18 protein-coding genes are annotated in these 23,714 nt (G+C 62.7%); 11 read left to right on the forward strand and 7 right to left on the reverse strand.

Annotation, left to right across the window (positions count from 1 at the left end):
- Positions 1-9: 9 nt before the first annotated feature.
- Positions 10-657: a TetR/AcrR family transcriptional regulator gene (locus AWB68_RS19970; RefSeq protein WP_510183572.1), complete on the reverse strand. Its 648-nt coding sequence runs from the start codon at positions 655-657 to the stop codon at positions 10-12.
- A gap of 224 nt (positions 658-881) precedes the next feature.
- A complete protein-coding gene (locus AWB68_RS19975) occupies positions 882-1,703 on the reverse strand; it encodes an enoyl-CoA hydratase/isomerase family protein (RefSeq protein ID WP_087646076.1) in 822 nt (273 codons plus the stop codon).
- Between the two features lie 492 nt (positions 1,704-2,195).
- On the opposite strand from AWB68_RS19975, the gene AWB68_RS19980 reads away from it, so the two are divergent.
- Positions 2,196-3,377: a porin gene (locus AWB68_RS19980; RefSeq protein ID WP_087646077.1), complete on the forward strand. Its 1,182-nt coding sequence runs from the start codon at positions 2,196-2,198 to the stop codon at positions 3,375-3,377.
- 91 nt (positions 3,378-3,468) lie between these two features.
- Here the strand turns inward: AWB68_RS19980 and AWB68_RS19985 are convergent, their stop codons facing one another.
- Complete coding sequence (locus AWB68_RS19985; protein WP_087646078.1) at positions 3,469-4,326, reverse strand: oxidoreductase; 858 nt, start codon at positions 4,324-4,326, stop codon at positions 3,469-3,471.
- Between the two features lie 120 nt (positions 4,327-4,446).
- On the opposite strand from AWB68_RS19985, the gene AWB68_RS19990 reads away from it, so the two are divergent.
- Positions 4,447-5,400 (forward strand): LysR family transcriptional regulator, encoded by a 954-nt coding sequence (locus AWB68_RS19990; protein ID WP_087646079.1) that lies wholly within the window; start codon positions 4,447-4,449, stop codon positions 5,398-5,400.
- A gap of 58 nt (positions 5,401-5,458) precedes the next feature.
- On the opposite strand, the gene AWB68_RS19995 is transcribed toward AWB68_RS19990, so the two are convergent.
- The 3 genes from AWB68_RS19995 to AWB68_RS20005 form a co-directional block, all read right to left on the reverse strand.
- On the reverse strand, positions 5,459-7,192 hold the full coding sequence (locus tag AWB68_RS19995) for an FAD-dependent oxidoreductase (protein ID WP_087646080.1): 1,734 nt from the start codon (positions 7,190-7,192) through the stop codon (positions 5,459-5,461).
- Positions 7,193-7,362: 170 nt separating this feature from the next.
- Positions 7,363-8,535, reverse strand: coding sequence for a thiolase family protein (locus AWB68_RS20000; protein WP_087646081.1), 1,173 nt, complete (start codon positions 8,533-8,535; stop codon positions 7,363-7,365).
- 61 nt (positions 8,536-8,596) lie between these two features.
- Positions 8,597-9,901 carry an MFS transporter gene (locus AWB68_RS20005; protein WP_087646082.1) on the reverse strand — a complete coding sequence of 435 codons (1,305 nt, stop codon included), beginning with the start codon at positions 9,899-9,901 and terminating at the stop codon, positions 8,597-8,599.
- 287 nt (positions 9,902-10,188) lie between these two features.
- Between AWB68_RS20005 and AWB68_RS20010 the strand changes: the two genes are divergently transcribed.
- Together AWB68_RS20010 and AWB68_RS20015 are read left to right on the forward strand one after the other, a co-directional pair.
- Positions 10,189-10,956: an SDR family oxidoreductase gene (locus AWB68_RS20010; RefSeq protein ID WP_087646083.1), complete on the forward strand. Its 768-nt coding sequence runs from the start codon at positions 10,189-10,191 to the stop codon at positions 10,954-10,956.
- Positions 10,957-10,969: 13 nt separating this feature from the next.
- On the forward strand, positions 10,970-11,773 hold the full coding sequence (locus AWB68_RS20015) for an enoyl-CoA hydratase/isomerase family protein (protein ID WP_087646084.1): 804 nt from the start codon (positions 10,970-10,972) through the stop codon (positions 11,771-11,773).
- Positions 11,774-11,791: 18 nt separating this feature from the next.
- Here the strand turns inward: AWB68_RS20015 and AWB68_RS20020 are convergent, their stop codons facing one another.
- The gene (locus AWB68_RS20020; protein WP_087646097.1) at positions 11,792-12,691 is read right to left on the reverse strand and encodes a LysR substrate-binding domain-containing protein; all 900 of its coding nucleotides are present in this window, start codon (positions 12,689-12,691) and stop codon (positions 11,792-11,794) included.
- Between the two features lie 171 nt (positions 12,692-12,862).
- On the opposite strand from AWB68_RS20020, the gene AWB68_RS20025 reads away from it, so the two are divergent.
- The 7 genes from AWB68_RS20025 (at position 12,863) to AWB68_RS20055 (ending at position 23,685) form a co-directional block, all read left to right on the forward strand.
- Positions 12,863-14,896 carry a CaiB/BaiF CoA-transferase family protein gene (locus tag AWB68_RS20025; RefSeq protein WP_087646085.1) on the forward strand — a complete coding sequence of 678 codons (2,034 nt, stop codon included), beginning with the start codon at positions 12,863-12,865 and terminating at the stop codon, positions 14,894-14,896.
- A 222-nt stretch (positions 14,897-15,118) separates the two neighbouring features.
- Positions 15,119-16,150 carry a PDDEXK nuclease domain-containing protein gene (locus AWB68_RS20030; protein ID WP_087646086.1) on the forward strand — a complete coding sequence of 344 codons (1,032 nt, stop codon included), beginning with the start codon at positions 15,119-15,121 and terminating at the stop codon, positions 16,148-16,150.
- A gap of 251 nt (positions 16,151-16,401) precedes the next feature.
- Positions 16,402-17,088 (forward strand): hypothetical protein, encoded by a 687-nt coding sequence (locus AWB68_RS20035; RefSeq protein WP_374729586.1) that lies wholly within the window; start codon positions 16,402-16,404, stop codon positions 17,086-17,088.
- Between the two features lie 559 nt (positions 17,089-17,647).
- A complete protein-coding gene (locus tag AWB68_RS20040; RefSeq protein WP_087646088.1) occupies positions 17,648-18,361 on the forward strand; it encodes a thioesterase II family protein in 714 nt (237 codons plus the stop codon).
- Positions 18,351-19,175 carry an SDR family oxidoreductase gene (locus AWB68_RS20045; protein WP_087646089.1) on the forward strand — a complete coding sequence of 275 codons (825 nt, stop codon included), beginning with the start codon at positions 18,351-18,353 and terminating at the stop codon, positions 19,173-19,175. Before AWB68_RS20040 ends, AWB68_RS20045 begins: the two co-directional genes overlap by 11 nt.
- A gap of 20 nt (positions 19,176-19,195) precedes the next feature.
- Positions 19,196-22,189 (forward strand): amino acid adenylation domain-containing protein, encoded by a 2,994-nt coding sequence (locus AWB68_RS20050; protein WP_200828745.1) that lies wholly within the window; start codon positions 19,196-19,198, stop codon positions 22,187-22,189.
- Positions 22,190-22,200: 11 nt separating this feature from the next.
- Entirely contained in the window at positions 22,201-23,685 is a 1,485-nt protein-coding gene (locus AWB68_RS20055; RefSeq protein ID WP_160110034.1) for an AMP-binding protein, read from the forward strand.
- The last annotated feature ends 29 nt before the right edge of the window (positions 23,686-23,714 follow it).

The following is a 23,714-nucleotide window of genomic DNA, read 5'->3' on the forward strand; positions in this document are numbered from 1 at the left end:
TCAGGACCGTCAGGACGAAACCGCCGGCGCGGCTCGACGGGCCGGCTTGCGCGTCGTCGCGGGTTTGACGCCCTCGAAGAACATGCTGCAGATCTGGTCCGCCACATGCTCCAGCGAGCCTTTGCGCGGGTTGAACCAACCCTGCACCGAGTTGATGGGACCGAGCAGCATCACGCGACACAGCGCGAGATCGAGTTCGGGACGCACCAGCCGTTCCGCCCGCAAGTCCTCGAGCAAGCTCATCCACAATTGCTGGTTTTGCTCGTGGCGCTTCACCTGCCGCTCTCTCGCCTTGTCCGGCAACTGGGTCAGGAGTCGTCCGTGCGCCAGCGCGTAGTCGCCGAACTTGATCAGCGCACTCATCTGCCCGAGGACGGCGGCCTTGAACCGGGCCTCCGAACCCGCGTCCGACGGCACGGCGTCGACATGCTCGCGGATGTGCTGAACGATACTGTCTCCGCCGTGCGCCACGACGACTTCGACGAGTTCTTCCTTCGACGCGAAGTGATAGTAAATGCTGGCGGCCTCGATGCCGGCCTGATCCGCGATGGACCGCATCGTCGTCGCCGTGTACCCCTGCGTGGCGAACGAACGCGCTGCCAGTTGCAAGAGGGTCTCGCGCATATCCACGCTGGAGTTGACGTTTCGCTTGCCCACGGATTGGTATCGAGTGATTGATTGGAAGACTGTGATTGTTTGCGGCCTTGATCGCGAAAGGTTATCCCATTTTCGCAGGGCAAGCTAGCCAGCGGCGAGCGCAGCGCGCCTCGCTCCAACGCACGCACTCTGGTTGCGCTAACTTTCAGTCTATCCGCTCTGACTGGACGCATCGGCAGACTCGACGCCGCCATCGCCGCCATCGTCGGATCGAGGACGCGTCATCATAAGCCTGCGCCCTGAGGCAACCTCGCAGACGGAAAATCCGCTGGACGTTTCGCACGGATCGCATCCACGCCTTCGCGTGCATCCGGGCCGAGGAAGCACATCATCTCCAGCGCGAGCGAGTTGTCGAAGATCGGACCGGCCGCCCGCATCCAGTTGCTGAGCGATTTCTTGGTCGCCCGGATCGCCGCCTGGCTGCCGCGCGCCAGTTGCGCGGCCACTTCCAGCGCGCGCCCGAGCAGACGCTCACGCGGCTCGCACAGGCTCACCAGACCGATGCGCTCAGCTTCGCGACCGTCGATGAACTCGGCCGTCATCAGATAGTACTTGGCCTTCGCGACGCCGCACAGAAGCGGCCATACGATCGCCGCATGGTCGCCCGCGCTCACGCCGATGCGAACGTGTCCATCGGTCAGGCGGGCTTCCTCCGCGATGATGCTGATGTCGGCGAGCAACGCGACGGCAAGGCCCGCACCGACTGCCGTACCGTTGATCGCGGAGATGATCGGCTTGTCGCAGGCGAGCATGTTGTAGACGATATCGGAAGCTTCACGCATGACGACATCCACCTTCGCCGGATCGCCGACCATGCTGTCCACCAGCGCGAGATCGCCGCCCGCTGAGAACGCCCGGTCGCCCGCCCCTGTCACGACGATGACCTTCGTCATCGGATCGTTCTGCACGACGCCCCATAGCTGGGTCAGTTCCCAGTGCAACCGCGCGTTGGTGGCGTTCATGGCTTCCGGTCGATTGAGCGTGGCAAGCAGCACACCATCGGGATGGCGGTCGAAGCGGATGAATTCGAAGTCTTCGTATTTCATGGGGACGTCGCAAGGGTTCGTGGTCAAAGATGCATGCTCGCGAGGCGGAGGGGAAGCGTCAACGATTCGCTTGCGAGTGTTCCGTACTTTGGTTCCTGCGTTATTTCGTCTGGGCGCCGGCTTGCGTGCCGTCGAACCGCCTTGCCGCTCTTCACAGCGCCAACGCAAAGCATGCATGTCCGCATGAATCACTTAAGCGACGATCGCACTTCGTACGTTTTCCGAAGAGATCGCCGATACCTGCACCCGTAGTACGGAACATGTCATTGCGATCTATTGCTCCATCGCCGTCTCCACGATCCAATGGCCGAATAAATCAATAGAACCGTGGAGACACCCTATGTTATGCCAACCAATTCACGACCATCGTCCGACGGGTTATCGCGCGCCCTCACGCAGCCGTCCTTCACGCATCTTTGCCATAGTCGCCAGATTTTTTTCGCAGTTCGCAGCAACCGATGGTCCGACCAATAAATCAATGGAGATCGTTCGATGAAGAAGTCTTTTGCGTTTTGGGTGCTGCTCGGAATGGCGAGCGGTGCCGCTTACGGGCAAAGCAGTGTGAAGCTCTACGGCCTTATCGACGAGGGCGTCAACTACAACAGCAATGCGGGCGGCAAGCGGCTCTACAACCTGTCGAGCGGTGAGCTGCAAGGCAGCCGCTGGGGTCTGCGTGGAACGGAAGACCTGGGTGGCGGACTCGCCGCGCTCTTCGTTCTCGAGAACGGCTTCGACGTGAATACCGGCAAGCTCGGCCAAGGCGGACTGGAGTTCGGGCGGCAGGCGTATGTCGGACTGTCGAGTCCCTATGGAACCGCGACGTTCGGGCGCCAATACGACTCGGTCGTCGACTATCTGGGCCCGCTCGAAGTCGGCGATCAATGGGGCGGCTATATTGCGGCCCATCCTTCCGACAGCGACAACTTCAACAACACCAACCGCACCAATAACGCGATCAAGTACACGAGCCCCACCCTCGCGGGCTTCACCTTCGGCGGCGTGTACGCATTGAGCGGAATCGCGGGCAGCGTGGGACGCAATCAGATCTGGTCGCTTGGCGCAGGTTACTCGAACGGGCCGGTCGTCGCGGGCGTCGGATATCTCAACGTGCGCAATCCCAACACGTCGTTCTATGGCGCGGGGGGAACCGTCGCTCCGGTGACGGGTGGCGTGCCCGGCTCGAATTTCGGCGCATCGCCGGTCATTTCGGGCTATGCGTCCGCGCGGTCGCTGCAGGTGATCGGCACCGGCGCGGCCTACACGTTCGGGGCCGCGACGCTCGGCGCGACCTACTCGAACACGCAATTCCGAAACCTCGGCGACCCGACTTCGGGTCCGGTTCCCGCTGGCGGCATCGGCGGCACGGCGACCTTCAACAACGTCGAAGTCAACTTCAAGTATCAGATCACGCCGGCTCTCGTTGCCGGTGCGGCGTATGTCTACACGAAGAACGACGGCGCGGATGGTTCCAGCGGCGCCAAATACCACCAGGTCTCCGTCGGCGCCGACTACTTTCTGTCCAAGCGAACCGATGTCTACCTGGTTGCCACGTATCAGAAGGCAAGCGGGACCGATTCCACGGGCAAGGAAGCAGTCGCTTCGATCAATCAGTTGACACCTTCGACCTCGAATCATCAGACTGCCGTGCGGCTCGGCATTCGCCACAAGTTCTGACGGACGGGGCGCACTCAGGGCTTCCAAAAACAAAAGCGCCGCTGCATTCGCAGCGGCGCCGACAAAACCTGCTGTCCCGTGCAGAGACAAATCAAGCCGGAAAATCGGTCGACCGCGACAGTTCCTTCCACGTTTCGGTTTCCGCGGCGACATACGCGTTCTTGTCGGCGATGGCCTTCAGCGTGTCCGTGCCGAGCGGAAGACGCAGAGGCGGCGCTTCTGCATCGGCGAGCGTGACGAGGGCCGTCGCCAGCTTCTCCGGATCGCCCGGCTGGTTGTGGTTCATCCCAACCGCAAAGCGGCGCACATTGCCCGAGGTCTCGTCATAGTCGGCGATGATCTGCTTGCCGACGACGAGCGACGACGCATCCAGGAAATCCGTCCTGAAGTACCCCGGCTCGACGACCGTCGCATGGATGCCAAGCGGCTTCAGTTCCGCATGCAACGACTCCGTGATGCCCTCGACGGCGAACTTCGTCGAGCTGTACACGCCAAACCCCGCTCCCGCCCGGTAGCCGCCAATCGACGACATGTTGACCACATGTCCCGAGCGCTGTGCACGCATGACCGGCAAGACGGCGCGCGTCACGTTGAGCAATCCGAAGACGTTGGTGTCGTACATGCGGCGGACGTCGGCGTCGCTCGATTCCTCGACGGCCGCGAGCAGCCCGAAGCCGGCGTTGTTGACCAGCACGTCGATGCGGCCGAACTTCGCGAGCGCAGCCTCGACAGCCGCCTTCGCTTGCGCTTCGTCGGTCACGTCGAGTGCGACGGGCAGCAACGCGTCCGACTCGCCCAGCCGCTCGGTGATCGCGGCGACATTGCGGCCAGCCGCAACTACCGCGTTGCCATCAGCCAGCGCGGCGTGCGCGATCAGCGCGCCAAGGCCGCGCGATGCGCCCGTGATGAACCAGACGCGCTTGAATTGCTGTTTCGTAACGTTGTTCATGATGTTTCCCCCTGCGTTTCGTCGTGAAAGTGAATGAATCATAGGACAGCGGATTCGCCCGAACTAGCCGCAAATTGCTAGACTGATAATCAACTTTTATTTGCGAATCGGGAAGGTTCGATGAACGAGGTCCGTGCGATTTCGATCTTTGTCCGCGCCGCGACGCTGGGCAACTTGCGCAAGGCGGCCGTCGACCAGGGCATCTCGCCCCAGGCGGCCAGTCATGCGGTGATGCAACTGGAAAAGACGCTCGGCGTGCGGTTGTTTCATCGCACGACGCGCAAGCTGAGCCTCACCGAAGAGGGGCAACGACTGCTACATAGCGTGGAACCTGCGCTGGCGACGCTGGCATCCGCACTGGACGACGCGCGCCGCTCGAAAGAGGAAGTCGCCGGTCCGCTACGGGTGAGCGCGCCGGCGGCGCTCGGGCGCACGGTGCTGTGGCCGTCCATCCTCGAATTCGCGGCGCTGCATCCGGCCGTGCAACTGGACGTGCGCTTCGACGACCACTTCACCGACCTCGTCGCCGATCGCGCCGACGTCGGGTTTCGCGGCGGGTCGCCGCCTGCGGGCGGTGCGATCGCGCGGCGGCTGTTGCCGATTCAACTGATCGTCTGCGCGTCGCCGGATTACATCGAGCGCCACGGTGTGCCGAAGTCCGTCGACGATCTCGACGCGCATCGCTGCAGCGGATACCAGCGCGCGAACACCGGCAAGCAGGCGCCATGGGAGTTCCTGATCGGCAACGAGATCGAGTACCGCGAGATCGCGACGACGCTGTGCACGAACGATATCGACGCGGAGACGGAAGCCGTCCTCGCCGGGCTGGCGATCGGCCAGCTTGGAAGCTTTTCGGCGGTCTCGCATATTCGCAGCGGACGGCTCGTGCCATTGCTCACGCAGCACATGACCCAGCGCGAGTCCATCTACGTTTACTACCGACATCGGACCGAGCAGCCGCTGCGCGTGAGAACCTTTATCGACTTCATGATCGCGCGGCTTGCGGACAACAAGAGCTTCTTTCTCGAGCCGTCCGATTTGCGCACGACACGGAGCACGAAACGCACACCTTGAACGCAAGCGGGATGGTCCGCCAGAGGCTTGCATGACCCGACGAACGCCAAACGGACATTCACCGCCCCGCGGCGAGGAGGCTGTGAATCTGCGCGACCACCGCCGCACCTTCGCCAACCGCCGACGCGACGCGCTTGGTCGATCCCGAGCGAACGTCGCCGATGGCGAAGACACCCTTGACGCTCGTCTGCAAAGGCAGCGACGGCACGCCAAGTCCGGCAGCGTCGCCGCCTGTCAATACGAACCCCTTGTCGTCGAGCGACACCCCGCATGTCTTGAGCCAGCCGGTGTTCGGCTCGGCGCCGATGAATACGAACAGATGATGCGTCGTCATGCTTGCCTCGACACCATCGGCATCGCGATAATGCACGCGCTCGAGACGCGCATCGCCCTCGAGCGCAGTGAGCTCCATCCGCGCATGAAGCGTCACGTTCGGCAGCGCCGCGATACGTTCGGTCAGGTAGTGAGACATGCTGTGGTCGAGGCTCGCGCCGCGAATGAACAGATGCACATGCTCGACGTGCGATGCCAGGAACACCACCGCCTGCCCCGCCGAATTGCCGCCGCCGACCAGCAACACCGGCTCCTTGCGGCATAGCCTCGCCTCGATCGGCGTAGCCCAATAATAGACGCCCGCGCCCTCGAAGCACGCGAGGCCGGCCACGTCAGGACGCCGATACTCCGCGCCGCTCGCGATAACCACCGTGCGGGCGGTGATGCGCCGCGCATCGGCAAGCTCGACGATCGGCGGTTGCAGGTCGCAAAACAACGCCCTGACCTCGCACGGGATGCCAATATGCGCACCGAACTTCTGCGCCTGGACGAACGCGCGGCCCGCGAGGGCGTGACCCGTGATGCCGGTCGGGAAGCCCAGGTAGTTCTCGATGCGCGAACTCGTGCCGGCCTGGCCGCCGGGCGCGCGGCAGTCGAGCGCCGCGACCGACAGTCCTTCGGATGCCGCGTAGACGGCCGTCGCGAGTCCCGCGGGTCCGGCGCCGACGATCGCCACATCGTAGACGTGCAAGGGATCGAATTCGGGAATCAGTCCGAGACAGGACGCGAGTTGTCCCGCATCGGGATTTCGCAACACCGTGCCGTCCGGACAGACGACGAACGGGAAGTCGTCGGGCTGTGGCGTCAGGCGTTCGAGCAGCGCAACGGCTTCGGGGTCCTGCTCGGCATCGAGCGTCATGTTCGGAAAAGCGTTGCGGCGCAGGAAATTCTGCAAAGCGAGCAGTCGGGCGTTGCCGGAGGAGCCGACAAGAATGACGCCTTGTCCGCGTTCGACCACGAGGACTCGCCTCAGGATCAGGGCACGCATGATCTTCTCGCCAAGATCGGCTTCACTGATCATCATCGCGCTGAGTTCGTCGGGCCTCAGCAACACCGCTTCGACATCTTCGACGACATGCGCGTCCACCACGGCGGGCTGATTCGAGAGCTGGGTAACGTCGGAGGTGAAGTTGCCGCGCTGCGTGTAGGTGTGAATGGTCCGCTCATGGCCCAGACCATCGCGGCCAACTATTCGCACCACGCCCGACAGCAGGACAAACATCCCCGGGCAAAGCGTTCCCGCACGGTAGAGCAATGAACCCCTGGCGTGGCGGGAAAGGCTTCCAAAGCGGCGCACCCGTTCGATCTCGGCCGCCGTGAGAACCGGAAACATCTGCGCGTAACGCGGATGATTGCGCACGCTCGGATCGTCGGCGAACTCGCCGTCCTCGATGGGGCTCGCAGCGTGTGCCGGCTGGGGGATGGGCGTGTCGTCCTGCAGCTTCGAATCGTTGCTCATCGCGGATTTCCTCCGGCGGCTGATCGGCGCCGTCGCCGATCTGGCGACTGTCCTCCGCATGTAATGCCATTGTAAATCGGTGGTTTCGTCAGGTATGAGGTGGTATTTGCCGAGGCAGGACAGGCGCGCCCGAGTCGACTCGCGGCGCGCATGCCCATCGTTCCGCCAGCTCAGGTCGACAAGATAGTGACCAGCGCAACCGCTGAGTCGCCAGCCAGTTGCCCGCCATTATTCTCGGCAAGCGCCACCTTCGCGCCCTTGCGTTGACGCGCGCCCGCCGTGCCGCGCAATTGCTGCGTCAACTCGACGATCTGCGCCACGCCCGTCGCGCCGACCGGATGCCCTCGCGACAAAAGCCCGCCGCTCGGATTCACCGAGACGCGCCCGCCGATGTCCGTATCGCCGGAGCGGATCAGCTTCGGCGCGTCGCCCGCGGCGCACAGGCCGAGGTTCTCGTAGTGGATGAGTTCGGCAGGCGCCGACGCATCGTGCAACTCGACCACATGCACGTCCGACGGACCGATGCCCGCCTCTTCGTAAGCAGCATTCGCCGCCCGCACCGCGACGAGTTCGCCCGACCCGTCCGCCTTCGCCGATACGATCGAACTGGCGCGAATGAACACGGGACGTATGTCGTGCCTTGCCGCATAGTCCTCCGAGCAGATGAACACGGCCGCGCCGCCGTCGCCGATGGACGAGCACATGAAAAGCGTCAATGGATCGCTGACCATCCGGCTCGCGAGCACTTCTTCGACGCTCGTCTCCTTGCGGAACTGCGCAAGCGGATTCAGCGATCCCGCACGTCGGCTCTTGACGACAACGCGCGCGAAGTCGCTCGCGTCGGCGCCGGTCTTTTCCATCCACTTGCGAGCCTTCGCCGCATAGAGATCCATGAAGAGCGAACCCGTTCCCGTGGTGACGCCTTCAGGCAGCGGCTCTTCGAGATCGACGGCCTTGGCGAACGCGCCGAACGAGATCGCCTTGTCCTCGTGAGAGAGCTTCTCGACGCCCACGACGAGCGCGGTTTCCGCCTGTCCCGAAGCCACCGAGAGCCACGCCAGGTTCAGCGCCGAACTGCCGGACGCACACGCGTTCTCGATGTTGAACATGGGCTTGCCGTCGAGACCCGTATTGCGCAGCGACGACTGCGCGCGGATCATCTCCTGCCCGGTGACGACACCCGCCGCCGCGTTGCCGAAGAACACCCGGTCGACGTCGTTCACGCTCACGCGCGCGTCCTTCAGTGCGAGTGAAACCGCTTCTTCCGCGAGCGACTTCAGGTTGCGTTCGAGAAACTTCCCAAAGGGCGTCATGCCGACGCCGCCAATGACTACCTTGCGCATTGCTGTCTCCAGTGAATGAACGTTTGAAACCTTGCGATGACGGCGCACTCGCGCCGCACGTCTAGTCGAGAATCTTTCCGCGTGTCTCCGGCATCCGCGCATAGACCGCGAAGCCCACGGCGCACACGGCCGCCACATAGACCCACAGGTATTGCGACAGACCCGAATTCGACATCGCCGTGACGATGTAGGGAAGCGTGCCGCCGAAGAGGGCCGCCGATACCGCATAAGGCAACGCCACGCCGGTAGCGCGCACGTGGGCCGGGAACTGCTCGGCCATGACCGTCGCGCAGGTCGCGGCGAAGCCTGACGAAAGCAGCATGCCGATCGTGACGATCGCCGTGGCGGTCCAGAAGTCGTTGCTCAGGAAATGCAGCGCGGGCCACGCGAACAGCGCCGAGCCGCCCGCAAACACGAGCAGCACAGGCTTGCGGCCGATGCGGTCCGACACCATGCCGATGAACGGAATCGCGACGAGCGAGACGATGATGGAAATGACGCTCGCGCCGAACGCGTCGTGCAGCGGCAAGCCGGTGCGCAGGTGAGCGAGCGTGGGGAACAGCACGAGCCAGAGATAGATGCAGAGGTTGCCGGCCATCGCGATGCCGATCACGCGCAGCGCTTCCCGGCGATGGTCGCGGACGATCACGAGAAACGGATGCCGCGCACGATGATGCGTCGCCGCGGTCTTCTTGAACGCGTCGGTTTCGGCGACGGCAAGCCGCACCCACAGCGCGACGAAGCCCATCAGGCCGGCGATGGCGAACGCGATGCGCCAACCCCAGTTCGCCATTTGCGGCGGGTCGATCATCGACGTGAGGATCGCGCCGATCAACGCGGCAACCAGCACGCCGGCGTTCACCGCGAAGTGCTGCCACGAGCCGGCGAAGCCGCGCCGCGACGGTGCCGACGATTCGATGAGAAACGTCGATGCCGAGCCGAACTCGCCGCCCGCCGCGAACCCCTGGACGAGCCGCGCGAGCACGAGAATGAGCGGCGCCGCGATGCCGATCGACGCGTAGCCCGGACACGCCGCGATGACGAGCGAGCTTCCCGCCATCAGCGCCACCGACAGCGCGAGGCCGTTCTTGCGCCCGCGCCGGTCGGCATACGCGCCGAGCAGCGCGCCTCCAATCGGCCGCATCACGAAGCCGACCGCGAACACCGCGAACGCCGAGAGCAGCGAGACGCGGTCGTTGTGGGCGGGAAAGAAGTGTCGCGAGAAGAGCGAGGCGAACGTCGCGTAAATGATCCAGTCGGTGAATTCGACGATCGTGCCGAGGGTCGCAGCGACGATCGCCTTTTTTTGCGCTCGCGTCATCGGTGTCGCGGTTTCCTGGGCAAGGCCGGGAAGCGTGGTTTCCATGTTGTCTCCGTGTCTCTTTGTGGTGAAGGCGCGCGCCGTTTGTGCGACGCATGCAGGAAGTGCCTGGCAGTTGCATGCATCGTAGGTTTCGGGAAACGCGTCACGCAAACGACTTTTTCTGCGCTCTCGATTGATTTTTTCTGCAGTGAAGACGCAATGCGAGGACGTGCGCGCGCAAGCGGCTTCGATTGAGCGCAAGTCAATCGAAGCCGGCAAAAAAGTCGTTTGAGCGCGGGATGGGGAGTGCCTAGCATCGGAACGAACCGGCTTTTCATCACGGAGACATCATGAAACCTTCACAACAGAACGCGGCCGCCGAGGTCGCCATCATCACGGGCGGCGCAAAGGGCATTGGCTTCGGCATCGCGGCGGCGCTGGCGCGTCATGGTCGCCGCATCGCGCTCTTCGATCTCGACCGCGCGGGCCTCGACCAGGCGGCGAGCGAGCTGGCCGCGTCAGGCGCGGACGTCATCGGGTTGCCCGTCGATGTCACGAATGGCGCGTCCGTCAACGCCGCGGTCGAAGCGGTGATCGAGCGCTTCGGCCGCATCGACGTGCTGGTGAACAACGCGGGCATCGTGCGCGACAAGCGCATCACCCGCATGAGCGACGACGACTGGGACGCCGTTATCGGCGTGAATCTCAAGTCGCAGTTCCTGTGCTGCCGCGCCGTGCTGGCGCACATGATTCCCGCCCGCCACGGGCGCATCGTGAACATCTCGTCGCGCGCCTGGCTGGGGGGCGTCGGGCAGTCGAACTATTCGGCTGCGAAGGGCGGCGTCGTGAGCCTCACGCGCAGTCTCGCACTCGAATGGGCGAGCGCCGGCGTCACCGTCAATGCGATTGCGCCGGGCATCGTCGATACGCCGCTCTTTCGCACCTTCGATGCGGACCTTCAGGAACGCCTCAAGAAATCGGTGCCCGTGCAGCGCATCGGCACGCCGGACGATATCGCGCAAGCCGTGCTCTTCTTCGCGCAGAGGGAGGCGTCGTACATCACGGGGCAAACGCTCTATGTGTGCGGTGGCCGGTCACTGTCATCACCGAGCGTTTGAGAGAGAGGACCTCATGACCATTCACTACAGCGTGTCGAACCATGTGGCCACGGTCAGCCTGGACCGCCCCGAGGCGCTCAATGCGCTCGATCTCGACAGCCTGACCGAACTGCGCGCGGCGCTCGCCACCGCGCGCGACGACGACAACGTGCGCGTGATCGTGCTCACCGGCGCCGGGCGCAAGTCGTTTTGCGTCGGCGCCGATCTGAAGAACACCTTGCCGCCCTCGACGAGCTTCAGTTCGTCATTCGTCAGATCGATCGACCGCGCGGCGGCCGAAGGCATCTACGTGCGGCTGATGGACCTGAGCTCGCTGCGCCTCTTCAAGCCGATCATCGGCGCGATCAACGGCTATTGCCTCGGCGGCGGCCTCGAACTCGCGCTCCAGTGCGACTTGCGGATCGCATCGAGCAATGCGGTGTTCGGCCTGCCCGAAGCGGCCGTCGCGAGCATTCCTGCCGTGTGCGGCATCCAGGCGCTGCAAAAGGCCGTGCCTTCGGCGATCGCGATGAAGATGCTTCTCACGGGCGGCAAGATCGACGCCGCGTACGCGGAACGCGTGGGGCTGATATCCGATGTCGTCGAACCGGAAGCGCTGCTCGACAAGGCGCTCGAACTCGCGGGCACGATTGCGGCGAACGGTCCGCTCGCCGTGCAGATGATCAAGAAAGTGGCGGAGACGAGCAGCAACGTGCCGCTTGCGCAGGCGATCGAATTCACCGAGCTGGCGTGGGGCGCGATGCGCGATTCGCAGGACCGCATCGAAGGCCGCAAGGCGTTCGCCGAAAAGCGCAAGCCACGGTTTACGGGACGCTAGCGGCGGCGGCGCAGCGCCTCAGCCACTTGCTTCGGCGATCGCCAGCAGCCAGTCGCGGAACGCGGCGAACTCGGGGTTCGACAGATGCTCGTGTGGATAGACGAGGTAGTACGTGAACGCGCCCAGATCGAGCACGAACGAAAAGGGCGTTACCAGCGTGCCCTCGCGAAGCTGGTCGGCGACGAGCACGCGCTGCGCCATCGCGACGCCGTGTCCTTGCGTCGCGGCGAAATACGCGAGCACCGAGCTTTCGTAGCTGAGGCCGCTCAACGGATTGACTCCGCGCACGCCGGCGGCGTCGAGCCATTTCGCCCAGTCTTCGCGGCGCGCAAGCGAATGCAGCAGCGGCACGTTGCGCAGGCTTCCGGGCGTGGCATCGGTCAGGTCGGGATGCGCGCGCAGGAACTCGGGGCTGCAAACGGGGACGAGTTCATTCGGCACGAGCCGGTCGGAACCCACCTCGGACGATGGCGCATGAGAAAGGCGGATCGCCCCGTCGACGTCCTCGGCATTGAAGTCGACCGGCTGCAATGACGTCGTGAGGCTGACTTCGATGTCGGGATGGTCGCGATGGAACGTCGAGAGGCGTGGCAATAGCCAGTTCATCGAAAACGTCGTGTAGCCGCGAATCTTGAGCGTGCGGCGGCGTCGCGCCTCGGTGAGATTGATGGTGGCCGTTCGCAGGGTCTCGAAGCCGCGCACGACATCCGCCAGATAGCGGGCTCCCATCGGCGTCAGCGTGATCGCGCGATATCCCCGTTCGAAAAGCTGCACGCCGAGTTGGTCTTCGAGCAGCTTGATCTGACGGCTCACCGCAGCAGGCGTGACGTTCAGCTCGTTGGCGGCGAGTTGAACGCTGAGCAGACGCCCGCATACCTCGAAGGCGCGCAGCGCGTTGAGTGACGGAAGGGTTCGCATCGAAAAATAGTAGCACGCACGGCGCGACGCGCGGGCCAGGAAGCCGGTGTGGAACGCGGCCTTATCCGCCGCAGAAAATCTCAATCGAGCGAGCAGGAAATGTCGTTTGTACGGGGTTTCTCCACGCCGTATCGTTGATTAAAGGACAACCTGTGAGACAAGGAGACAACCATGCTGGACGATGTGCGAATCCTGGCCTGGGGCGAACGCAGCGCGGTGAAGCTTTGCGCCACGCTCCTCGAACGAGCCGGCGCGCAAATCTGTTTCGCCGACGCCGGGCCCGTCGCCGGCATCGCGCATGACGTGGTGATCGTTTCGTCGGATATGAGTTCGACGAAGGAGAAAAGCGTCATCGCGGAACTGAAGGCGGCGGGCAACACCATCGTATGCGACATCACCGCGACAGGGCCGCAAGGTTCGCGCGCGGGCGGAAGCTGGTCCGACGCGCAGGTTCAGGCGATCAGCGGCCTGATGGATACCACGGGCTTCGCGCATGGCGAGCCGGTACGTATCGGCGTTCCGTTCACGGATATCTCGGCGGCACTGTATGCGTCGGCTGCGATTGCCGCGGCGATTCGCGTCAGGCGCATGCGCGGCATCGTCCAGACCATCGACGTCACGCTGTTCGGTTGCGCGGCGAGTGCGCTCACCACGTTTCTGCCTGCCGCCTTTGTACGGGATACGGTCGGCCGCGTCGGCAACCGTCATCCGGCATGCGCACCCTGGAACGCATACCGCACGAGCGATGGCTGGATACTCATCTGCACGAGCACGGAAGAGCAATGGCGAAGGATCAGGAGCGTGGCGCGCGTGCCGCAGCTCGACGATCCGCGCTTTGCCACGTTGCGCGAGCGCGTCCGTCATGTCGATGTGCTCGATCCTTTGATCGAAACCTGGACCACGACCTTGACCACTGCCGAATGCACCCGCCTTTGCGAGACGATAGGCGTGGCAGCCGGTCCGATCGTGTCGGTCGCGGGGCTTTCGGGCGAGCCGAATTTTCGTCTGCGTCACGGGGAAGCCGCAGAGCGGATCGATGCGCGTGGCATCGACGGCGATACTTACCGGCAAGTGTCCGTCTTTCGCACCTCGCGATTGACCGACCGTGCCGTGCATGCGCCGCTGACCGCAAACGCAGAGCGTGTCTTTCCCACCGATGCAGGTCCGCTTGCGGGCGTCAAGGTCATCGAAATCGGGCAGTACACGACCGCGCCGCTCGTCGGCAAGCATCTGGCTGCGCTCGGTGCGCGGGTCATCAAGATCGAGCCGCCCGATGGCGAGGTCGCGCGCTCGTGGGCGCCGGGGCGGGACGGCACGAGTTACTTCTTTGCGCTCAACAACACCGACAAGGAAACGATCGCGCTCGATCTCAAGCAGGATCGCGACCGCGAATATCTGCGACGCCTTCTCGCCGATGCCGACGTGCTGGTCGAGAACCTGCGGCCGGGCGCACTCGCGAAGCTCGGCTTTGGACGCCAGTCTCTCGGCGAAATCAATCCACGCCTGATCTATTGTTCGATCTCCGGCTTCGGTATCGAATCGGCATACCCGACGCGGCCTGCGTTCGACACCGTGATCCAGGCGATGGGCGGCCTGATGGATTTGACGCGCAGTCACGGGATGCCGGTCAAGCTCGGCGCGTCGGGTGCGGACATCCTTGGCGGCCAGGCTGCGCTGCTTGCCATCCTCGCGATCCTGGCCGAGCCCTCGCGGCAGGCGGGCAACTTCGTCGAGATTTCGATGCAGGATGTCGCGGCATGGGGCGCGCTTTATTCGTCGGGGCATCCCGAACCGCAAGGGCTGGCGGTTCCGTGCGCGGATGGTCATATCTGGATCGAGAGCGATGGCCTTCGAGATGCGGCCTCGCTCGCGGCGCACGCGAAGCAACTGCGGTGCGGCTCGCTGACGAGAGCGTGTGCCATCGCGGCACTTGCTGAAGCAGGGATTCGTGCCGTGCCCGTGGTCCGTGTGCCGGAATTGATGGAAGACGGCGATTTTCTTGCAGACGTGCTGAGCGTGGCGCGGGATGCCAGCGGTGCGTTCTGGCCGGTGCTCAAGATGCCGTACCGGCTCTCGCGCACGCCTGCGCGGATTCGGGCCGTTCCGGGGATGCCTGAAGTCCGTCATGCCATCGACGACGAGGGCGAAGAGCGCAGTGGCCGAGGGGCGATTCGCCTGTCTGGCCTGGCGAAGCTCGATCTTTGACGGGAACGTTCTCGTGGTCCATCGATGTTTGGCGGCAAGACCACGAGAACATTGAATGGCACTATCCGCCGGTCAGCGCGCCGGTCAGCGTCGTCAACGCGGGCACGGGCGTGCTGTTTTCTTTCATCGTCTCCGACGGATGCGTTGCCGCCACGACGGGTTGTCGCGATAATGAAACGTCGCCGGCCCGCCGGCCTCACACGCCATCCACCCGCAATCCGCATGACCGACACTTTTTCGTTAAGCGCCGCCAGCGACTACCGGGCCTGGCTCTCCGATCTCAAGCTGCAAGTCGAGCGGGCCAGGCAGCGCGCGGCCACCAGCGTGAACCGGGAGCTCGTATCGCTTTACTGGCAGATCGGCCGGCAGATTCTCGAACGCCAGCAGCGCGCCGGATGGGGTGCCAAAGTGATCGACCAGCTCGCGCGGGACCTGCGCGGGGCGTTTCCCGACATGCGCGGGTTTTCGCCGCGCAATCTCAAGTACATGCGCTCGCTCGCCGAGGCGTGGCCGGAAAACGGATTTGTGCAACACCCTGTTGCACAATTGCCGTGGTCCCACGTCGTGACGCTGCTCGACAAGCTCGATGACAACGTACATCGGGACTGGTATGCCGCGAAGTCGACCGAGCACGGCTGGTCGCGCAGCATCCTGGTGATGCAGATCGAGACGCGCGCATACGAACGCCAGGGCAACGCGGTCAACAACTTTCCGGAGCGCCTGCCGCCACCGCAGTCGGATCTCGCGCGCGATGTATTGAAAGACCCGTATATTTTCGATTTCCTCGGTCTCGCGGAAAACGCGCAGGAGCGCGACATCGAAGGCGCGCTGACGCGGCATATCACGCGGTTCCTGCTCGAACTCGGTGCAGGGTTCGCGTTCGTGGGGCGGCAATACCGACTCGAAGTCGGCGGAGACGAGTTTTTCATCGATCTCCTGTTCTATCACCTGAAGCTTCGCTGTTACGTCGTGGTCGAACTCAAGGCGACGCCGTTCAAACCGGAATACGCGGGCCAGCTGAACTTTTATCTGTCCGCGGTGGACGCGCAGGTGAAAGCGGACGACGACCACCCGACCATTGGCCTGCTGCTGTGCAAGGAGAATAACCGTCTGGTTGCCGAATACGCGCTGCGCGGAATCGCCAAGCCGATGGGCGTGGCCGAATACCAGTTGCTGCGCGAGATACCGGCCGGGCTGAAGCCGAGCCTGCCGTCGATCGATCAGATCGAGGCCGAATTGCGCTCCGAGGACTGAGCGGACTGGTTCTTTGTCTCTACGGGGCGGACGCATCGTCGACGTTCGCGTTCGTGTTCGCAAGCGCGCCGGAACGACCTGGCCGTCCGGCCGCGGAATTCGTCCATTGAGCTCAGACAGGCACAGTCAGCCCGATACGACGCGCTGCATGGCGGGAATAAAGTTGCGCAGTTGCAGGTACTACGGTCAGATCAGGGGGAACCGAAGTGCAATCCATTCTGCGTCACCTGCAGCTTGCGTCGGGCGTAGTCTTGCTGACCTATCTTTCCCTCCATCTGGTCAATCATGCGCTCGGCATCTGGTCGCTGGATCTTGCCGAACGTGGCCTCATACTCGCTATCCGGCTGTGGGACAGCACGCCCGGCACGGTCATGCTGTACGGTGCTGCCGGCCTGCATTTTGCACTGGCGCTGCGTACCGTCTATGAGCGTCGCCACTGGGCTCTTCCGCCGACCGAATGGGTCCGCCTTTGGGCCGGTTTCAGCCTGCCGCTGCTGCTCATCCGCCACGCGGTCGGAACGCGCCTCGCGGCGTCGCTCTATGGCTTCGAACCGGACTACGAAAAGATCGTGACCTCGCTGATCACCAGCGGTACGCAGGGCTTGCAACTCGCGCTGCTCGCCCCCGGCTGGGTGCACGGCTGCCTCGGGGTGTGGATCCGCTTTCGTCACCATGACTTCATGCGTCGCGCGAAGCCCGCGTTGGTAGCGCTGCTTGTGATCCTGCCGCTGCTGTCCGCAATTGGCTTCGCGCAGATGTCACGCGCTGTTGTCGCGGCGCATGCACCGCAGCTGACGCCCGATCAGACGCTCGTCGCGCACCGTGGTGCCCTCGATGAGTGGCGTCATGATCTTCTTATGGTCTATGTGTCGCTGCTTGTCAGCGCTTTTCTGGCTGGCAGGTTGCGCAATCGGTTGCAGCATCGGGGGTCTCGGTAGTTAGGGATGTTGAAGAGGCTCCAGGCAATCGACAGGTCAGCAGAACCTCTGCCGCTTGACTTCCCATCAACAGTCCATATACAGGCTTTGACCCTACCCCACATCCATTCGGCAAGTAATCATCAAATGACCACCCGATAAGTCTGATATTTTCTTTGTCGTTTGCCCTAATGGTGACGCACCCGGTTTCGTATGATTATTGAATCAATAGAACGAACGACTGGGCATTGTGCTTTCCGGGTAACTTTTGACTTTAATCAAGTTGCGGAGCCGCTTGCGACATGGATCTTTGGTTCACGGGTTCTTGCGAGGTAGGCACATGATACGACGCCCGGAATGATTCGGCCTGCTTATCCTACCAACGAATATAACTAGCCAGCTAGCGAATGATGGGATCCGTGTAGGCAATTCATTTCCCCTTTGACGATCATAAGCATAACTATCACTCTATAGTCAGAAGTATCCTGCCAACCTCGGCAGTTCCCATTGTCCGTCCACGGTTCTGATTCGGATTCTTAAAGATCAAGATCTAAAATCCACTATTTTTATTGGCCACTTTATGCGCAAAGTCTTTTGTTTTCCATTCGCCGGCGCAGGCGCATCCGTCTATCGGCCATGGATCAAGCCGCTCGCGGACCATTTATCCGTGGTGCCGATTCAATTGCCGGGGCGCGAGCAACTATTCGCCGAGCCACCGCTTACGAACGTTCACGATGCAGTTGCTCTGCTCAGTCGGCAATTGGCGCCATCGGTAAGCGAAGCGTCGGAAGTCATATTTTTTGGTCACAGCCTCGGCGCGGCCCTCGCATACGAGTTTGCGAGAACGATGCCGCCTGACAAACCCCGCCTGTTAATTGTCAGCGGCTCTCCGGCACCGATCTGTCCGCGCGCGCGACGTGCAACGGGGTTGAATGACGAACAATTTCTCGCGCGCGTGAGGGAATTCGCCGGCTATAGCCATCCCGCACTTGAAGATCCCGACATGCGCGAACTATTGCTTCCAACACTGCGTGCCGACGTGGAAATGCACGAGGGATATTCCCCGTCCGGAACTACGGAGCTCGATATACCGATCATTGGAGTGCGAGGTTCCAGTGACGATCTCGTCACGCGCGATGAAGTTATTGCCTGGCGAGACGTCACCCGGTCGTCATTTGAATTCATCGAGCTTGATGGTGGTCACATGTACCTGATTGACACGCCGGCACCGCTCTTCGATATCTTCAGGAAGGCCAGGATCCCAGTTTTTAAAGGAAAAAGTAATGCAGCTTGAGGGGAAAGTCGCGGTCATAACTGGTGCGGCGCGCGGTATCGGGCGAGCCTGCGCAGAGCGGTTTGCACGCGAGGGTGCTCAACTTATTCTGCTGGATGTGGCCGACCATATCGAAGGGGTGCCCTATCCGCTCGGTTCGCGCAGCCAGCTCGACTGTACCGAGTCGTTGTGCCGCGCGGAGGGCGTGGCGGCGTGGGCGTTACCAGTCGATGTGCGCGATTCCCAGGCAATACGCGCCGCAATCAAGTTCGCCGTTGACCGATGCGGCCCCATCGACGTGCTCGTGAACAATGCAGGCATTGCTGCACCTTCCGGAAAAGCCGTGCATGAGATCGAAGAAAGCGAGTGGGAACTGATGATCGATATCGACCTCTCTGGAGCGTGGCGCATGATTCGTGAGGTCAGTAAGTCCATGCTCGAGCGACGATCTGGAAGCGTTATTAACATCTCATCGACCGCCGGTCTCGTCGGGTATCGCCACTTTGCCGGCTATGTCGCGGCGAAGCACGGAGTGATCGGCCTGACTCGGGCGGCTGCTCTCGATTTTGCCCCGCTCAAGGTGCGGGTCAATGCAATCTGTCCCGGTTCGGTTCGCGACGACGTTAATGTCGAGGGGCGCATGCTCTCTGAAATTGCGCGTTCACTGTCGGTTCCCGTGAGCGAGCACGAGGCGACCTTTGTTCAAGCGCAGCCAATGAATTCCCTGATCGAACCATCGGACATCGCCGACGCGGCGGTCTGGCTTGCGTCGGACGGGTCTCGACAAGTCACTGGTTCGATCGTCACCGTCGACGGCGGGTTCTCCGCTCGCTGATTTCTTATCTTTCCGATCCCATGCCTTCTCACTTCTCGTCCGACGCCTCGCCTCAAGCCACGCCGACTCTCGTTGAAGCGGCGCCAAAGCACGACTATCTGTCGACTCTCATCAAGACCCGGTCGGCAGGTGCGCTCTGCCAGGGGCTGCGTATTCGGGGCGCCGCTCCCCGCCTGATTTCGAGGTTCAATGAATGCGTCGCCCGATCAGGGCTCGGGTCGGCTCAGACTTCACTCTGGCGCGAAGACCTGCCGATCCTGTCGGACGATCTAGCTGCCGATCGCCGGCGTACGCTTGAGTTGATGCGGCCTATCGACACAAACGGCGTCTGTGCGCTGCGCGGCGCGCTGCTTGAGTTCACCGACGGCGTCGCAGACCTGATCATTGTCGCCAGCCGACGTTTTATCGACGCGGCGACAATACGCGATATAGCCACGCTGTTGACCGGAGAGGCCGTTCCGGACGCCTGCGTGCCACTCGTTGTGCGGAGTCCGAAAGCCGCCGAGATTCACTGCAACGATGGGGCAGCGAGCATTCCGGAATGGGGTTTGGGCGGTCAGCCGCCCAAACCGGGATATGGCGAGATGAAGGGACGCGCGTTCAACGCGGCGGTCAGTCCTCAGCGCCTAGTCGAGGCGATCAGTCTTGTCCTGACGAGGTTCGAGGCCCGGACGTCGGCCGTGTTCGGCATGCTCGGCAATCCGGCCGGCGCACGAGCACGCGGGATTCCCCATGCGCGACTCCTGTCTATCGGCATCGAACAAACGGCAACTGTTTCGGATCTTGCTAGCGCCGTACACATGTCTCTAGTAACCGGTTCTGCAACAGAGGAGCCAGCCGGAATAACGGATGCCGCGGTCGGAATCGTCTGGAGTGTCGAGCGCGACGCGCGCGACGGCGAGACCGAATTCCGCTCATATCAGACACCGCCGTTCGCTCTGAGTATCGAGCCGCACGTACGGGATGGCCGCGTCATTGGAATCACCTACGGATTCGACCGCGGCTGTTTTTCGACTGCCATGGTTCAAACATTCGACAGTGCCGTTGCGAGCGTCTGCGAGTTCCTCGAACGAGAACATGCAGAGGGGGCAAGCAGGGTGCTGGCGAGCATCGGTTTGCTGGACGCGGCGAGTGCGGCCGATGTCGCGGCGTGTGGCGCACTCAAACGGCTGCCGAGCGGCTTCAAGCCGTTCCGGATCGAGCAGCGGATTGCCGCGTTCGCCGCCAGTCAGTCGGACGCGCGGGCAGTTACCTACGAGCATCGAAGCCTCAGCTACCGTGAACTGGATGGTCTCTCAGATCAAATCGCGGGCGTGCTCGGAGAAATCGGGGTTCGCGAGGGCGATCGCGTCGGCGTCTGCCTTGATCGCTCCCTTGAACTCGTGCCCGTCATGCTCGCGGTATTCAAGGCCGGCGCTGCGTATGTGCCTTTGGACCCGGCGTACCCGGCAGATCGGATCGCCTATACCCTTACTGATGCGCGCCCGGCGCTGGTGGTCGGCGCGCCCGGTGCTCTGCCAACGGGACTTGAGATTCGGTCGATTGATCTCGATACGCTTCTCGCTCGCGCGGCATGTTTCGCTGGTCCCTTACCGCAGCAGCCACGCTCGGCCAGCGCGGGCGCCTATGTCATCTATACGTCGGGCTCGACCGGGCGCCCCAAGGGCGTCGTGGTCCCACATCGCAATGTCGCTTCGCTCGTCGCCGCGACAGAAGACGACTTCGCATTATCGAGCGCGGATACATGGACGATGTTTCATTCAAGCGCATTCGATTTCTCGGTATGGGAAATCTGGGGATGTCTCGCGACAGGTGGGCATCTTGTTGTCGTGCCGTACTGGATCACGCGCTCTCCTGAGGAATACGCGCAATTGCTTGCGCGTGAAGCCGTGACGGTATTGAACCAGACGCCGTCAGCGTTCGCCCAGTTGCTAGCTGCGGAAAGCCGTGCCGAACAGAAACTGGCGGTTCGTTTGGTCATTTTCGGCGGAGAGGCGCTGGATGCGCGCATGTTGCTACGGTGGTTCGATCGGTATCCGGAACCCGTGTGTCGACTCGTCAACATGTTCGGTATCACGGAGACTACCGTCCATGTGACTGCAGAGACCATTACGCGCACGCATGCGTTGGCGAATTCGCGCGTGGTCGGCCGCGCGCTTCCCGGCTGGCATGTCTACGTGATGGACGGCCATCGACATCCGCTGCCGCTCGGCGTGCCGGGCGAAATCTATGTCGGCGGCGTCGGAGTCGCGAATCACTATCTGAACCGCGAGGATCTGAACAAGCAACGCTTCCTGAGCGATCCATTTGCTGACGGTCGCATGTATCGGAGCGGCGATCGTGGCCGCCTGCTCAAGGACGGCCGACTCGAACACCTCGGCCGTCTCGACAGTCAGGTAAAGATTCGCGGATTCCGCATTGAGCTCGACGAAATCCGCGCGGTCCTGCTCGAATGTCCTTACGTTAGCGCTGCCGCTGTGGTCGCCAACCGGTCAAGTGCGGACGACGCGGCGTCTGCTCGCCTCGATGCTTATGTCGTGCTCGCCAGCGGCACGGTGGCTGGTGTTCGGCGTCACGCCGCAAATGTTCTGCCCGAGCATATGTTGCCTTCAACCGTCACGCCACTGCAATCGCTTCCGCTCACGGCCAACGGCAAGCTCGATGCGGCGCGGTTGCCAACGCCAAAGTTCGGCTCGTCATCGAACAAGGCCTCCCGCGAATCGCCCGGTGAAGCCGTCCGGCAAGCCGCACCCGAGAATTCGGGTGGCTCGCTGCTGGAAGCACTCCGGCAAATCTGGAGCAATGTGCTCGACTTGGACGTGGGCCCCGACGATAACTTCTTCGACCTGGGCGGCAATTCGCTCTATGCGGTGCGCCTTGCGACGGCGATGCGTGACCAGGGGCTTCCGGCTCTGCCGTTGCGCGAGCTCTATCTGCGCCAAACGTTGCGTGGAATCGCCGGTTATCTGGACTCCGCCAATGCGCCAGAAGCCAGAGAGGCCGCGCAGCAATGAGCAAACATGTCATGCTGATCGATGCGGCTCTTTCCCATGCAGTCGCGCATCTTGCGGACACGCAACGCACCACTCAGGAAGTCGTCTGGGCGACCGGATTCGATATATTACTGCACTTGCTCGGCTATCCGTTTCAGGAACTGGACGCTGACCGGTGTTTCGCCGAACTGGTGAGGAATTGCGCATCTCGCCAAGGTGCGAGCGCCGCTGTAGCCACCGGCTGGGACATCACTGTCAGTGGTGGACAACGAGACGTCCAAGTTGTACTACATTTGCCGGCGAATCTTGCTGGCGACGATCCGAGCCGTCACGGAGCCTGGCTGTTGAGTCTCGTCGGGCGGCTGATCGATTCTCCGGCAACGCCGGTCAAGCAGTTCGACGTCCTCGGTCTGGACGAGGTCGCGGTGCAGCTTGAGCGCGCGCGTGGCAGTCGTGCCACCTATCCTCGCGACGCGCGCATCGAAGCGCTTTGCTTCGATCGCGCCGCATCCGACCCACACAAGATCGCCGTTATCGACGGCAGCATCGAATTGACATTCGCCCAGCTGTGCGAGCGCGCGGAAATGCTCGCGGCAGAACTGCGTGACCTGGGTGTTGAGACCGGTGAGTCGGTCGTGCTGCTCATGCCGCGTTCGGCCAGCATCGTGGTGGCAGCGCTCGCCGTGTTGCGCACAGGGGGAGTCTACGTTCCAGTCGATCCCGAATATCCACATGAACGGATCCGCTATCTGCTGGAAGACAGTGGAGCGCGCTATCTGGTCCGGCAGGCCGGCGGGGCGGCGATCGAAACCGGTGTGGCCGCGATGGTGCTCGAACTCGACTGCCTGGGCGCGTTGGAGCACGTGTGCGCCTGTCCGAACCAACGGCCCGCTCGGCGTATCGCCGCCGCGCCGGATCCGGCGTTCCAGCCTGCTTATCTGATGTACACATCGGGCTCAACTGGGCAACCGAAAGGGGTCCCAGTCTCCCATCGCGGCGTGGTGCGTCTCGCCTATGGTCTCGACGATCTGACGCTCGATACATCCACCGTCATGCTGTATGCGGGTGCGGTCGGCTTCGATTCAACCGTCTTCGAGATGTGGTGCGCATTGATTCACGGCGGTTGTCTTTGCATCGCCACCCGCAATGACCTGCTCGATTCCGACAGCCTGAAGGTGCTCCTCGTTCGGCACAAAGTGAACACGCTCTTTATGACACCGGCTCTGTTCGCGATGCACGCAGATCGTGAGGCAACTCTATTCGCGCCGTTGCGCCAAATCGTGCTGGGCGGAGACCGCTTTCCTGTGCGGCAGGCGGAAATCGTCGCCCGCGCCTGTCCCGACCTGGTATTCGCTAATGGCTATGGTCCGACCGAAAACACAGTGTTCTCCACGATGTGCCAGGTGGTCCCGTCCGCCGCAAGTGCGGTGTCGATCGGCCGGCCCATCGGACACAGCACGGCGTACGTATTACTGACAGGTGCACCAAATAGTGCCTTGCGCGTTATACGGGTATGAAGACGAAAACTGATGGCCGAAAACTGGAT

Source organism: Caballeronia choica (assembly GCF_001544535.1).
GTDB lineage: Bacteria > Pseudomonadota > Gammaproteobacteria > Burkholderiales > Burkholderiaceae > Caballeronia > Caballeronia choica.

Excerpts from the sequence above, each read along its gene's own strand:
- AWB68_RS19975 (WP_087646076.1), bottom strand. The coding sequence starts at position 1,703 with ATGAAATACGAAGACTTCGAATTCATCCGCTTCGACCGCCATCCCGAT.
- AWB68_RS19980 (WP_087646077.1), top strand. The coding sequence starts at position 2,196 with ATGAAGAAGTCTTTTGCGTTTTGGGTGCTGCTCGGAATGGCGAGCGGT.
- AWB68_RS19985 (WP_087646078.1), bottom strand. The coding sequence starts at position 4,326 with ATGAACAACGTTACGAAACAGCAATTCAAGCGCGTCTGGTTCATCACG.
- AWB68_RS19990 (WP_087646079.1), top strand. The coding sequence starts at position 4,447 with ATGAACGAGGTCCGTGCGATTTCGATCTTTGTCCGCGCCGCGACGCTG.
- AWB68_RS19995 (WP_087646080.1), bottom strand. The coding sequence starts at position 7,192 with ATGAGCAACGATTCGAAGCTGCAGGACGACACGCCCATCCCCCAGCCG.
- AWB68_RS20000 (WP_087646081.1), bottom strand. The coding sequence starts at position 8,535 with ATGCGCAAGGTAGTCATTGGCGGCGTCGGCATGACGCCCTTTGGGAAG.
- AWB68_RS20005 (WP_087646082.1), bottom strand. The coding sequence starts at position 9,901 with ATGGAAACCACGCTTCCCGGCCTTGCCCAGGAAACCGCGACACCGATG.
- AWB68_RS20010 (WP_087646083.1), top strand. The coding sequence starts at position 10,189 with ATGAAACCTTCACAACAGAACGCGGCCGCCGAGGTCGCCATCATCACG.
- AWB68_RS20015 (WP_087646084.1), top strand. The coding sequence starts at position 10,970 with ATGACCATTCACTACAGCGTGTCGAACCATGTGGCCACGGTCAGCCTG.
- AWB68_RS20020 (WP_087646097.1), bottom strand. The coding sequence starts at position 12,691 with ATGCGAACCCTTCCGTCACTCAACGCGCTGCGCGCCTTCGAGGTATGC.
- AWB68_RS20025 (WP_087646085.1), top strand. The coding sequence starts at position 12,863 with ATGCTGGACGATGTGCGAATCCTGGCCTGGGGCGAACGCAGCGCGGTG.
- AWB68_RS20030 (WP_087646086.1), top strand. The coding sequence starts at position 15,119 with ATGACCGACACTTTTTCGTTAAGCGCCGCCAGCGACTACCGGGCCTGG.
- AWB68_RS20040 (WP_087646088.1), top strand. The coding sequence starts at position 17,648 with ATGCGCAAAGTCTTTTGTTTTCCATTCGCCGGCGCAGGCGCATCCGTC.
- AWB68_RS20045 (WP_087646089.1), top strand. The coding sequence starts at position 18,351 with ATGCAGCTTGAGGGGAAAGTCGCGGTCATAACTGGTGCGGCGCGCGGT.
- AWB68_RS20050 (WP_200828745.1), top strand. The coding sequence starts at position 19,196 with ATGCCTTCTCACTTCTCGTCCGACGCCTCGCCTCAAGCCACGCCGACT.
- AWB68_RS20055 (WP_160110034.1), top strand. The coding sequence starts at position 22,201 with ATGCTGATCGATGCGGCTCTTTCCCATGCAGTCGCGCATCTTGCGGAC.